Consider the following 12,570-nt stretch of genomic DNA (forward strand, 5'->3'; position numbering starts at 1 on the left):
CGAGCCTACGGACGCGCGGTACGGCGCAGCGTCGCGACCCGGGTGTCGTCGTCGCGGCGCTCCAGGGCGATCGTCACCGCGGACCCGGCGAGCCGCTCCGCGACCCCGACGCCCCATTCGACGGCGACGACCGCGCGGTCCAGCTCGGTGTCGAGGTCGAGGTCGTCCAGCTCGGCCGCCACGTCCACGTCCCCGTCGGGACCGCCCAGCCGGTAGGCGTCGACGTGCACCAGCGCCGGGCCGTCGCCCGCGGAGGGGTGCTCACGGGCGATCACGAACGTCGGCGAGGCCACCGTGCCGGTCACCCCGAGCCCGCGGGCCAGGCCGCGGACCAGGGCGGTCTTGCCCGCGCCGAGCGGACCGGCCAGGAGCACCACGTCGCCGGCGACCAGCTCGCGGCCGACCGTCTCGCCGAAGGACTCGGTGTCGGCGACGGTCGGCAGCTCCGCGACGACGGCGTCCGCGCCGGGAGCGGGGATCACGGCCGGTCCTTCTTCCGGGACCGCCCGGCCCTGGCCGGGACGCGGCTGCCCCGGCGGACCCGGCCCGCGCTGCGCAGCAGTCCCTGCAGGGCGCTGCCGCCCGCCGCGGCCTGGTCGTCCTCGGTCGCGTCGGTGACCTGCGGCGGCCGCTTGGCCCGCAGTTCGCCGCCCGCGGTGCGCTCGGTGGTGCGGGCGATCAGCCCGTCCAGCTCGGCGTCGACGACCTCGGGCTGCTCCAGCATCGGCATGTGCCCGACCCCGGGCAGCCGCACGAGCCGTGCGGTCGGGATCGCCTCGGCGATGACCTCGCTGTGCCGCCACGGGATGATCCGGTCGCCGTCGCCCGCCAGGACGAGCACCTCGCAGCCGGACAGGCCGGGCAGCGCCGCGAGCCGGTCGTGGGTGCCGAGGGTGTCGACGAAGTCGGTGAGCGCGCCGACGGCGTTCGAGTCGATCATCGTGTCGACGAGGTCGACCATCCGCGGGTCGACCTGACGGTCGCCGTAGGCGAAGCGCTTGGTGAACATCCAGATGATGTCGCCCAGCGCGCGCCGGCCCGTCTCGACCAGGCCGGGCTGCCACGCGGCGAGCCCACCGAGGGTCCGGATGATCGGGTTGCGCCGGGACAGGAACGTCCCCGGCAGCCCCGAGGACGCCATCTCCCCCGCCGAGGTCGACACCAGCGCCACCCCGGCGACGCGCTCGTGGAACAGCTCGGGGTGCTGCTCGGCCAGCGCCATCACGGTCATGCCGCCCATCGAGTGCGACACCAGCACCAGTGGCCCCTCGGGAGCCAGCGAGCGGATCACCGCGTCGAGGTCGCGGCCGAGCTGGTCGATCGTGCAGGAGTCCGCGGGCGCCCGCTCGGAGCGGCCGTGGCTGCGCTGGTCGTAGAGCACCATCCGCACCGACGGGCCGGTCAGCCCGGCCAGGTGCGGCCGCTGCTCCTGCCAGGTGCGCCGGTCGAGGGCGAACCCGTGCACGAGCACGACGGTCAGCGCGGGCTCCGAGCCGTCGGCCGGCGCGACCACCTCGCAGGCGATGCGGATGCCGTCGTCGGCCATCACCGACATCTCCTCGCCGACGGTGCCCGGCGGCGTCTCGGCGTGCGCGGACATCTCGGTGGCCAGGCTGCGGCGGGTGGCGGCGATCTTGCGTCGCTGCGCGGCGACACCGACCCCGGCCGCGGCGCCCGCCGCGCCGACCACACCGCCCGCGATCCCGGCGACGGTCCATCCCCTGCGGCTCATGCGACTCCCCCGCGCCCGTCGGTCACCGTGCGGCGGACCCGCCCCCGGACGCCCGTGACGATCTCGTAGTGGATGGTGCCCAGCTCGTCGGCCCACTCGCGGGCGGTCGGGCCGCCCTCGGTGCCGGTGCCGAACAGCTCGACCGGGTCGCCGATCGCGACCGGCAGCGTCCCCGGCCGACCGCAGTCGACGACGAACTGGTCCATGCAGACCCGCCCGGCGACCGGCCGGACGGTGCCGCCGATGCGCACGCGCATCCGACCGCCGTCGTTGAGGCGGCGCGGGACGCCGTCGGCGTAGCCCAGCGGCACCAGTGCCAGCGTGCGGGGCTCGCGGGCGACCCACTCGTGGCCGTAGGACACGCCCTCGCCCGGCTCGACGGTCTTGGTGAGCGCGACCCGGCCGCGCAGCGTCATCGCCGGGCGCAGCGGGCTGTCGGCGGGGTCGGCGATCGGGTCGAGGCCGTAGACGGCGATCCCCGGCCGGACGACGTCGAGGTGCAGGTCGGGGCGGGTCATCAGGCCCGCGGAGTTGCACAGGTGCAGCTGCGGTGCGAACCCGCGGTCCCGGGCGAGCGCGGCGGCGGCGTGCAGCCGCGCGGCCTGGCTGTCGACGGCGGGCTGGCCCGGCTCGTCGGCGGCGGCGAGGTGCGACCAGACGGCCGCGACCTCGCAGGTGCCGTCGGCGACCCCGTCCGCGACGGCGTCGAGCAGGGCGGGCCACTCGCCGGGCGGGCAGCCGTTGCGCGACAGCCCGGTGTCGGCCTTGAGGTGCAGCCGGACCCTGCGGCCCGCGGCGCGGGCACCGGCCAGCACCGCGGCGAGGTGCTCACGGCCGGACACCGACAGCTCCACCCCGGCGGCGACGGCGGCGGCGAAGTTCTCGTCGGGCAGGTGCAGCCAGGACAGCAGCGGCGCGTCGACCCCCTCGGCACGCAGCGCGAGCGCCTCGTCCAGGGTGGCGACGCCGAGCCGGGTCGCCCCTGCCGAGAGCGCCGCCCGGGCGACGGCGGCGGCGCCGTGGCCGTAGCCGTCGGCCTTGACCACGACCATCGTCTCGGCGCCCGAGGCGAGACCGGACAGGTACCGGGTGTTGTGCCGGACGGCGTCGAGGTCGACCACCGCCTCGGCCGCCGGTGCGCCGGGGACGCGACCGTGGCCGGGCCCGTACGTGCGTCCGGGTCCCGGGCCGGGAGCGTGGTCGGTCGTGGGTGACACGGCCCCGATCATCGCATCCCGGCCCGACGGGGCCCGGTCCTGCGCCCGGCTCAGTCGTTCCCGGCCTCCATCGCGGCCCGGTCGAGGGACTCCTCTGCCTGCTCGGCGTCGGGGTCCGACGGCGTCGCGGTGATCTCCGCCGCACGCCCGGCCTCGACCTCGCCGACGAAGGTGCCGAACTCGCCGCCGAGCATCCCGGTGGCCGAGTACTGCTCCAGCTTGGCGCGGGAGTCGGCCAGGTCCAGGTTGCGCAGGGTGAGCTGGCCGATGCGGTCGCCCGGGGTGAACGGGGCGTCCTCGACGCGCTCCATCGACAGCCGGTCCTCGGCGTAGGCCAGGGCGGGGCCGCGGGTGTCGAGCACCGACCAGTCGTTGCCGCGGCGCAGCCGCAGGGTGACCGAGCCGGTGACCGCGTTGCCGACCCAGCGGGTCAGGGACTCGCGCAGCATCAGCGACTGCGGCTCCAACCAGCGGCCCTCGTAGAGCAGCCGGCCCAGGCGGCGGCCCTGCTCCTCGTAGGCCGACAGCGAGTCGTGGTTGTGGATCGCGGAGACCAGGCGCTCGTAGGTGACGAACAGCAGCGCCATCGCCGGGGCCTCGTAGATGCCCCGGCTCTTGGCCTCGATGATCCGGTTCTCGATCTGGTCGGTCATGCCCAGGCCGTGCCGGCCACCGATCCGGTTGGCCTCGGCGACCAGCGCGACCGGGTCGTCGTAGCGGACACCGTTGATCGCGACCGGGCGACCGGACTCCCACTCGACGGTGACGTCCTCGGTCTCGACCGTGACGGCCGGGTCCCAGAACCGCACGCCCATGATCGGCTCGACGATCTCGATCGAGGTGTCGAGGTGCTCCAGCTTCTTCGCCTCGTGGGTGGCGCCCCAGATGTTGGCGTCGGTCGAGTACGCCTTCTCCGCGGAGTCCCGGTAGGGCAGCTCGCGCTCCCCCAGCCAGGCGCTCATCTCCGCGCGGCCACCGAGCTGGTCGACGAACGCCTCGTCCAGCCACGGCTTGTAGATCCGCAGGGCCGGGTTGGCGAGCAGGCCGTAGCGGTAGAACCGCTCGATGTCGTTGCCCTTGAAGGTCGAGCCGTCGCCCCAGATGGAGACGCCGTCGTCGGCCATGGCGCGGACCAGCAGCGTGCCGGTGACGGCGCGGCCGATCGGGGTGGTGTTGAAGTAGGGCATCCCGCCGGCGCGGATGTGGAAGGCACCGCAGGCGATCGCGGCGATGCCCTCGTCGACCAGCGCGCGGCGGCAGTCGACGACGCGGGCGGCCTCGGCGCCGTACTCCAGCGCGCGCTCGCGGACGGCGACGAGGTCGGGCTCGTCGGGCTGTCCGAGGTCGGCGGTGTACGCGTAGGGGACCGCGCCGTTCTCGCGCATCCAGGCGACCGCGACGGAGGTGTCGAGGCCACCGGAGAAGGCGATGCCGACGCGCTCGCCGACGGGGAGGCTGGTCAGGATCTTCGGCACGCGCGGAACGCTAACAACCCGCTCCCGGCGCAGGTCCGCCGGTGTGCCGCTTCAGTACGGGGCTGCGGCCGCCCGCACCGCCCGCAGCGCGACCGGGATCGCCGCCTGCATCGCCGACGCCGGAGCCGGGACCGGCGGCAGGCCGTGCTCGCGGGCGGCCGCCGTCGCGGCGCGGGCGTGCACCAGCGTCGCGCAGCCCGCCGCCCACCACGGGTCGAGCCCGGCGGCGAGCAGCGCGCCGATCATGCCGGTGAGCACGTCGCCGGAGCCCGCGGTCGCGGCCCAGGAGTCCGCGGCGGGGTCGACCAGCACCCGTCCGTCCGGTGCGGCGACGACGGTCGCGTTCCCCTTCAGCAGCACCGTCACCCCGAGGTCGGCGGCGGCGCGGCGGGCGGCGCCGATCCGGTCGGGCCCGACCTCGCCCGCGATCCGGGCGAACTCCCCCGCGTGCGGGGTGAGCACGACGGGCTCGCCGTGGATCCGGTCCCGCAGGTGCGCGTGCTGTGCGAGCAGGGTGATCGCGTCGGCGTCGAGGCAGAGCGGCACCTCCCGGCCCAGTGCCTCCTCCAGCACGGCCAGGCCCTGCCCACCGGTGCCGAGCCCCGGCCCGACCGCCCAGGCCTGGGTGCGTCCGGCGTCGGTGATGTCCCCGGTGGCGACGATCTCCGGCCAGTGCCTGCGGACCTCGTCGGCGGCGGACCCGGCGAAGCGCACCATCCCGGAGGTGGCCAGGGCCGCGGCGCCCGCGGCGAGGACGGCGGCGCCCGGGTAGGTGGCCGACCCGGCCGCGATCCCGACGACGCCCTGGCTGTACTTGTCGTCGTCCGGCCCGGGGACGGGCCACCGGTCGCCGACGTCGGCGTCGGACAGCACCCGGGCGTGCGGCTCGACCCCCTCCAGGAAGGGCCCGAGCCCGAAGTCCACCAGCCGCACCGGCCCGCACAGCGGCGCGGCGAGGGCGTGCACCGGCTTGCGGGTGCCGAAGGTGACCGTCAGCGCGGCGCGCACGTGCGGCCCGTCGGTCGCCCCGGTGTCGCCGTCGACCCCGGAGGGCAGGTCGCAGGCCACGATCGGCACGCCGGCCCCGTCGGCGGCGGCGACCAGCTCCGGCGCCGGGTCGCGCAGCGCACCGCGCCCGGAGATCCCGACGATCCCGTCCACGACGACGTCGGCGCCGGCCACCAGCGCCCGCGCCGCGTCGAGCCCGCCGGCACCGGCGGCGACCGGGGTCCCCGCCCCGGTGCCCCCGGGGTCGGCGGCCGGGGCGGAGGGGGTCAGGGCCAGTACCCGCCCGCGGGCCCGGCGCAGCGCGGCCAGACCCTCCGGGTGCGCGCGGTCCGGGGCCAGCAGCACCGCGGTGACGTGCGCGCCCCGGCGGCGCAGCCCGGCGCCGGCCCACAGCGCGTCGCCGCCGTTGTCACCCGCCCCGACGAGCAGCACCACCCGGCGGCCGTAGGTGGAGCCGAGGAACTCGCCGACGTGGTGGGCGAGCCCGGCCGCGGCCCGGCGCATCAGCACCCCGTCGCCGACGGTGCGCATCATGGCCGCCTCGGCCGCCCGTACCTGGTCCGCGGTGTGGAGCGCGTGCATGGCCGCGAGGCTAGCGCCGGGCGCCCGTGTCCGACGGTCGTGGAGCGGGGCGCCCGCGTCGCGAGCGCTCCGCTCCCCGACCGGTGATCACTCGACGGTGACCGACTTCGCCAGGTTGCGGGGCTTGTCGACGTCGTAGCCGCGGGCCCGGGCGATCTCGGCCGCGATGACCTGCAGCGGGATCGTGGCGACCAGCGGCTGCAGCAGCGTCGGTACCGCGGGCAGCTCGAAGAGGTGGTCGGCGAAGGGCCGCACCGTCTCGTCGCCGGCCTCGGCGAGCACCACGGTGCGGGCACCGCGCGCCTTGATCTCCTGGATGTTGGACAGCAGCTTGGAGTGCAGCACCGCGCGCCCCTTCGGCGACGGCATCACCACCACGACCGGCAGCCCGTCCTCGATCAGCGCGATCGGGCCGTGCTTGAGCTCGCCGGCGGCGAACGCCTCGGCGTGCATGTAGGCGAGCTCCTTGAGCTTGAGCGCGCCCTCCAGCGCCACCGGGTAGCCGACGTGCCGCCCCAGGAACAGCACCGCCTTCGACGGCGCCAGCTCCTGCCCGAGCGCGCGGGCCTCGCCGAGGGACTCCAGCACCTGGGCGACGGCCGCCGGGATGGCCTCCAGCTCCTCGAACTCGCGGACCACCTCGTCCGGGTACTTGGTGCCGCGCGCCTGCGCCAGGGCCAGGCCGACCAGGTAGTTCGCCGCGACCTGGGCGGTGAACGTCTTCGTCGCGGCGACGCCGATCTCCGGGCCCGCGTGGGTGTAGATCACCGCGTCGGACTCGCGCGGGATCTGTGCCCCGTTGGTGTTGCAGATGGCCAGCACCCTGGCCTTCTGCTCCTTGGCGTGGCGCAGCGCCTCCAGGGTGTCCGCGGTCTCGCCGGACTGGGAGATCGCGACGACCAGCGTCGAGCGGTCCAGCACCGGGTCGCGGTAGCGGAACTCACTGGCCAGCTCGATCTCGACCGGGATCCGGGTCCAGTGCTCGATCGCGTACTTCGCGAGCAGACCGGAGTGGTAGGCGGTGCCGCAGGCGACGACGAAGACCTTGTCGACGTCGCGCAGCTCCTGGTCGGTGAGCCGCTGCTCGTCGAGCACGATGCGCCCGTCGACCAGGTGGCCGCGCAGGGTGTCGGCGATCGCGGTCGGCTGCTCCTCGATCTCCTTGAGCATGAAGTAGTCGTGACCGCCCTTCTCGGCGGCCGCGAGGTCCCAGGTCACCTCGAACGGGTTGACCGCCACGGGCTCCCCGACGAAGTCGGTGACCTCGTAGCCGTCCCGGGTGATCGTGACGACCTGGTCCTGGCCGAGCTCGACCGCGGAGCGGGTGAACTCGATGAACGCCGCGACGTCGGAGGCCAGGAACGTCTCGCCGTCGCCGATGCCGAGCACCAGCGGGGAGTTGCGGCGGGCGGCGACGATCCGGTCCGGCTCGTCGGCGTGGGTCACGACGAGGGTGAACGCGCCCTCCAGCCGCCGCGCGACGGCGCGCACCGAGGCCGGGAGGTCCCCGGCGGTGTCACCGTGGGCGTAGGCGAGCGCGACCAGGTGCGCGGCGGTCTCGGTGTCGGTGTCGGACTCCGCCCAGATGTCCTGCGCCTCCAGCTCGGCCCGCAACTCCAGGAAGTTCTCGATGATGCCGTTGTGGACGACCGCGAGCCTGCCGTCGCTGCTGCGGTGCGGGTGGGCGTTGCGGTCGGTGGGCGGGCCGTGCGTCGCCCACCGCGTGTGCCCGATGCCCGAGGTCCCGGTGAACCGGTCCCGCCCGATCTCGTCGAGGCGTGCCTCCAGGTTGGCCAGGGCGCCCGCCTTGCGCTCGACCAGCAGCTCACCGCCGTCCGGCAGCGCGACGCCGGCGGAGTCGTAACCGCGGTACTCCAGTCGTCGCAGGCCGCCGAGGACGACGCCGAGTGCGGACCGATGACCGACGTAACCGACGATGCCACACATAAGGCTGAGCGTATCGACGCCCGGTTGCCGATCTTCGGGCGACGGGTGCGACCGGCGCCACGCCGGGCGCCCGTGCGAGGCGGGCACGCGGTGACCTGCACCGGTACGGTGCCGTCCGTGGCCCGGACCAGCGTGACCCGCCCCCCGTCGACGAAGGGGGCCAAGGACGCCCTCGGTGTGCTGTCGCGTCCGGGGCCGAACCCGGTGAAGTACGGCGACCTGGGGCTGATCGGCCTGCCGGGCATCGTCTACACCCCCGCGGAGGGCTACCAGCTGCCCGCCGTGGTCGTCGGGCACGCGTGGCTGCAGCCCGCGCATCGCTACCACGAGCTGCTGCGACACCTCGCGACCTGGGGGTTCGTCGCCGCCGCGCCGAACACCCAGCGCGGCCCGGTCCCGAGCATCGCCCAGTTCGCCTCGGACCTGAACACCGTCCTGGACGTGTGCGTCGGTGTCCGGCTCGGCGACGGTCACGTCAGCGTCGACGCCCGCAAGACCGCCCTGGTCGGGCACGGCACCGGGGGCGGCGCGGCCGTCCTCGCCGCGGCCCGGCGCGAGCGCCTCGGCGCGCTGGTGACCCTCGCCGCGTCGGAGGTGAAGCCGTCCGCGATCGAGGCGGCCGCCGCGGTGACCGTCCCGACGCTGCACCTGGCCGCCGCGGTCGACTCGCTGGCCCCGATGGAGGGACACGCGCAGCGGATCGCCACCGCCCAGCACGAGGCCGGCACCGACGTGACGCTGCGCGAGATCGAGAAGGCCGGGCACCTCGGGTTCTGCGAGGGCAGGCACTGGACGAGCTTCCTGCTGCAGAACCGCCCGCAGCACCGGACCCGGAAGATCACCCGGGCACTGGTGACCGCGTTCCTCATGCAGGAGCTGCAGAACGAGAAGCGCGTGTCCTCCCTGACCTCGGGGAACGTGCCCGGGGCCCCGCTGGTGGACCTCACCCCGCAGCCCGACGACGAGCAGGACCAGCAGCCGTCCGGGCTCCTCGGCATCGGCCGCTGACCCCTCCGCCCCGCGCCCGCACAGGTCCGCCGACACAGGGATCCGCCGCCCGCGCGGAGATCCGCACCTCGCGCGGTGATCCGCCGCCCGCGCGCGTCCGGACGCGCGCGGGGCGCGGATCAGCGCGCGGACACGTCCCGGCGGCGGCTCAGGGCGCCAGCCAGACCTTCCGGTCGGCGGTGGCGACGGCGTCGAACGCGGCGGCGGCCCGGTCCGGCGCGAACGGCTCGGGCTCCATGAGCCCCACCAGGGCGTCGGCGACGGCGGGCAGGTCCGCGAGCGCACCGGCGAAGTCGCCGGGGTGGTCGTAGATCAGCGACCCGGTGACGGTCACCTGCCGCTGCACCAGGTCGTGTGTGTTCACCGGTGACTCGCCGTCGTGCTGCCCGATGAGCAGCAACGTCCCGGCCCGGTCGACCGCGGCGACGGCCGTCGGCCAGGCGGCGGGGGCGCCGGAGGTCTCGAACACCGTCCCGAACACCTCGCCGGGGACGAGCTCCTCGGCGCCGAGATCCACCGCGCGCCGCCGGCGCCCGTCGTGCGGCTCGACGACGACCGGGACGTGCCCGGCCGCGAGCAGGCTCAGGCACAGCAGGGTGCCCTGGCTGCCCGCCCCGACGACCAGGCAGCGCGATCCCGGTTCCGGTGCGGCCCGGCGGAGCGCGGCCCGGGTCACCACCCACGGCTCCACGCAGGCGACGACCCGTTCGGCCGTCGCCGGGTCGAGCCCGGCCGGCAGGGCGTGGGCGTACCCGGCCGGGACGGCGACGAGTCCGGCGAGCAGGCCCGGCGCGTTCACCCCGAGGCTGCGCCGGTCCGGGCAGGCCGACGTGCGGCCCGCGACGCAGAACCGGCAGCGTCCGCAGGCGAGGTTCGGCTCGACCACGACGATCTCGCCGACCCGGCCCGGGTCGACGCCCGCGCCGACGGCGACCACCCGTCCGCCGCCCTCGTGCCCGACCGTCCACGGCAGCTCCGGGACCGGCCGGGCGCCGCTGCGGACGGCCAGGTCGGTGCCGCACAGCCCGACCGCCGTGACCCGCACGAGGACCTCGCCCGGCCCGGGCTCCGGCGCCGCGACCGGAACGACGTCGAGACGGCCGGGAGCGGTGTCGAGGCCACCGGAGCCGGTGTCGGCGCGGCCGGAGCCGGTATCGGTGCGACCCGAGCCGGTACCGGTGCGACCGGTGTCGACGCGGGCGAGGCCGGTGAGCCGCACGGCCACGGTGGTGGCGGGGGCGGGGGCGGTGGAGGTGGTCGACATGAGGGTCTCCCGGGTCGTCGGGTGCGGTCAGGAACGCGAGGCCACCGGGGTGGCCGGTGCCTCCTCGCTCTCGGCGTGGGGTGCGTAGCTCATGAAGGACGCGACGAGCAGCGAGATCAGGCAGCCGCCGCAGAGGTAGGCCGCGACCAGGTACCAGCTGCCGCCGCCGACCGCGACCAGCGCCGTCGCGATGAACGGGGTGAACCCGCCGCCGACCACGCTGGCGAGCTGGTAGCCCAGGCCCGCGCCGCTGTTGCGGTGCCGGGCGCCGAACATCTCGGTGAACAGCGGCTGCTGCACGCTGACGATCGCGTCGTGGCCGATGTTGACCAGCAGCACGGCGCACAGCACCAGCAGCACCGCCGAGCCCTGCTCCATCGCGACGAAGAACGGCACCGACGCGAGTACCGCGACGACGGCGCCGACCAGGTAGACGGGGCGGCGTCCGTAGCGGTCGGACAGCCAGCCGAACAGCGGGATGGTGATGATCCCGAGCCCGCCGACGAGCAGCCCGACACCGAGCATGAAGCCACGGGTGAAGCCGTACTGCTCGGTGGCGTAGGCCAGCGCGAACGTCACGACGATGTACATGGTCAGCAGCTCGGCCAGACGCAGCGCGACGATCTTGACGAAGGCGCCGGGGTGGCGGCGCAGGGCCTCCAGCACCGGCAGCTTCTGCTTCTCGACGGGCTCGGCGGCCTGCGCGGCGGCAGCCTTCTTGAACGTCTCGGACTCGTCGACGCCGGACCGGATCCACAGCCCGACCAGCGTCAGCAGCAGGCCGAAGAAGAACGGGATGCGCCATCCCCAGGTCTCGAAGGCGGTCTCGCTCATGACCGCGACCAGGATCGCGACGAAGCCGTTCACCATCAGCAGCGCGACCGAGTAGCCGACCTGCACACCGCTGGAGTACAGCGCCTTCCACCGCTTCGGGGCGTGCTCGACGGCGAGCAGCGCGGCGCTGGCCCACTCCCCGCCGACAGCGAGGCCCTGCACGCAGCGCAGCGCGACGAGCAGGACCGGGGCCAGGTAGCCGACCTGGTCGAAGGTCGGCAGCAGGCCGATCGCCGCCGTCGTCATGCCCATGATCGCGATCGTCCAGACCAGGGTGCGCTTGCGGCCGATCCGGTCGCCGAGGTGGCCGAACACGATCCCGCCGAGCGGGCGGAACAGGAACCCGATGCCGAAGGTCGCGAACGCGGCCAGCGCGCCGGCGGTGGGGCTCTCGCTCGGGAAGAACAGCGGGCCGAAGACGAGTGCGGCGACGACCCCGTAGAGGAGGAAGTCGTACCACTCGACGACGGCGCCGACGAACGAGCCGGCAGCGGCACGCCGTGCTCCGGCCGGTGCGCCCGGCGGCTGGGCTGATGACACCTGTGTCATGACCTTCTCCTGTACGCGTCCTTGCGTTGTGCGCTGTGCGCACACTCGTGTGCTGTGCGCACAACCGTACGGCGCGCCGAGCACTGGTCGCAAGACCGGGGCGCTTCCGGCCCGCCGGTAGGGTCGGGCGTCCGACGGGAGAGGGGTCCGATGACGGCGGAGCCGGCCGGCCAGGAACGCCACTTCGTGCGGGCGGTGGAGCGGGCGTTCCGGGTGGTCCGCGCGTTCGGGCCGGACACGCCGTCGATGACGCTGAGCGAGGTCGCGTCCCGCACCGACCTGGACCGGGCGACGGCCCGGCGGCTGCTGCTGACGCTCGTCGACCTCGGCTACGCGCGCCGCTCCGGGCGGGACCGCTTCGAGCTGACGCCGCGGGTGCTGGAGCTCGGCTACGCCTACCTGTCCGGACTGTCGCTGGTCGACGTCGCGCTGCCACACCTGCAGGCGATGTCCTACGAGCTGCGGGAGACCGCGTCGCTCACCGAGCTCGACGGGCCGGACGTCGTGTACCTGGCCCTGGCGCAGAGCTCCCGGTTGAGCGGGCTGCGCATCACCGTCGGCACCCGGTACGAGGCGTGGGCGACGTCGATGGGCCGGGTGCTGCTGGCCGGCCTGCCCGACGACGAGCTCGACGCGCACCTGGCGTCGGTGACGGTGCAGCGGCGCACCGACCACACGGTGCGCGACGTGGCGGCCCTGCGCGAGGCGGTCGTCGCCGCGCGGGAGCAGGGCTGGGCGCTGGTGGAACGGGAGCTCGAGGACGGCCTGCGGGGGATCGCCGCGCCGGTGCGGAACCGGTCGGGGCGGGTGATCGCCGCGGTCAACGTGTCCACCCACGTCGGCGTGGCCTCGCGGGAGGAGCTGACCGGGCGGCACCTGCCGCGCCTGCTGGAGGCCGCCGCGGGGATCGAGGCGGACCTGGTGGCCTCGGATCTCTGAGGCCGTTCCGCCTGC

Annotated in this window: 10 protein-coding genes; 2 read left to right on the forward strand and 8 right to left on the reverse strand. The window is 75.1% G+C overall.

The window, feature by feature from the left end; translation table 11 throughout:
• Positions 1 to 5 precede the first annotated feature (5 nt).
• The 6 genes from tsaE to glmS all read right to left on the reverse strand — a co-directional run bounded on the left by tsaE (position 6) and on the right by glmS (position 7,961).
• Positions 6 to 482: a tRNA (adenosine(37)-N6)-threonylcarbamoyltransferase complex ATPase subunit type 1 TsaE gene (tsaE, locus tag Ae331Ps2_RS05960; RefSeq protein ID WP_075310190.1), complete on the reverse strand. Its 477-nt coding sequence runs from the start codon at positions 480 to 482 to the stop codon at positions 6 to 8.
• Positions 479 to 1,732 carry an alpha/beta fold hydrolase gene (locus Ae331Ps2_RS05965; RefSeq protein ID WP_075310188.1) on the reverse strand — a complete coding sequence of 418 codons (1,254 nt, stop codon included), beginning with the start codon at positions 1,730 to 1,732 and terminating at the stop codon, positions 479 to 481. Before Ae331Ps2_RS05965 ends, tsaE begins: the two co-directional genes overlap by 4 nt.
• Complete coding sequence (gene alr / locus Ae331Ps2_RS05970) at positions 1,729 to 2,853, reverse strand: alanine racemase (RefSeq protein ID WP_075312782.1); 1,125 nt, start codon at positions 2,851 to 2,853, stop codon at positions 1,729 to 1,731. The genes Ae331Ps2_RS05965 and alr overlap by 4 nt, the downstream gene beginning before the upstream one ends.
• 146 nt (positions 2,854 to 2,999) lie before the next feature.
• Positions 3,000 to 4,424, reverse strand: a complete 1,425-nt coding sequence (argG, locus tag Ae331Ps2_RS05975; protein ID WP_075310186.1) for an argininosuccinate synthase — start codon at positions 4,422 to 4,424, stop codon at positions 3,000 to 3,002.
• A gap of 51 nt (positions 4,425 to 4,475) precedes the next feature.
• The gene (locus Ae331Ps2_RS05980) at positions 4,476 to 6,014 is read right to left on the reverse strand and encodes an NAD(P)H-hydrate dehydratase (RefSeq protein ID WP_075310184.1); all 1,539 of its coding nucleotides are present in this window, start codon (positions 6,012 to 6,014) and stop codon (positions 4,476 to 4,478) included.
• Between the two features lie 87 nt (positions 6,015 to 6,101).
• A complete protein-coding gene (glmS, locus tag Ae331Ps2_RS05985; protein ID WP_075310182.1) occupies positions 6,102 to 7,961 on the reverse strand; it encodes a glutamine--fructose-6-phosphate transaminase (isomerizing) in 1,860 nt (619 codons plus the stop codon).
• A gap of 117 nt (positions 7,962 to 8,078) precedes the next feature.
• On the opposite strand from glmS, the gene Ae331Ps2_RS05990 reads away from it, so the two are divergent.
• Positions 8,079 to 8,969, forward strand: a complete 891-nt coding sequence (locus Ae331Ps2_RS05990) for a dienelactone hydrolase family protein (protein WP_233147664.1) — start codon at positions 8,079 to 8,081, stop codon at positions 8,967 to 8,969.
• 148 nt (positions 8,970 to 9,117) lie between these two features.
• Here the strand turns inward: Ae331Ps2_RS05990 and Ae331Ps2_RS05995 are convergent, their stop codons facing one another.
• Positions 9,118 to 10,233, reverse strand: a complete 1,116-nt coding sequence (locus Ae331Ps2_RS05995; RefSeq protein ID WP_083695284.1) for a zinc-binding dehydrogenase — start codon at positions 10,231 to 10,233, stop codon at positions 9,118 to 9,120.
• Between the two features lie 27 nt (positions 10,234 to 10,260).
• Positions 10,261 to 11,616 (reverse strand): shikimate transporter, encoded by a 1,356-nt coding sequence (shiA, locus tag Ae331Ps2_RS06000; protein ID WP_020624596.1) that lies wholly within the window; start codon positions 11,614 to 11,616, stop codon positions 10,261 to 10,263.
• A gap of 150 nt (positions 11,617 to 11,766) precedes the next feature.
• Between shiA and Ae331Ps2_RS06005 the strand changes: the two genes are divergently transcribed.
• Positions 11,767 to 12,555, forward strand: coding sequence for an IclR family transcriptional regulator C-terminal domain-containing protein (locus Ae331Ps2_RS06005; RefSeq protein WP_020624595.1), 789 nt, complete (start codon positions 11,767 to 11,769; stop codon positions 12,553 to 12,555).
• Positions 12,556 to 12,570 lie beyond the last annotated feature (15 nt).

Source organism: Pseudonocardia sp. Ae331_Ps2 (assembly GCF_001932405.1).
In the GTDB taxonomy this organism is placed as follows: Bacteria; Actinomycetota; Actinomycetes; order Mycobacteriales; family Pseudonocardiaceae; genus Pseudonocardia.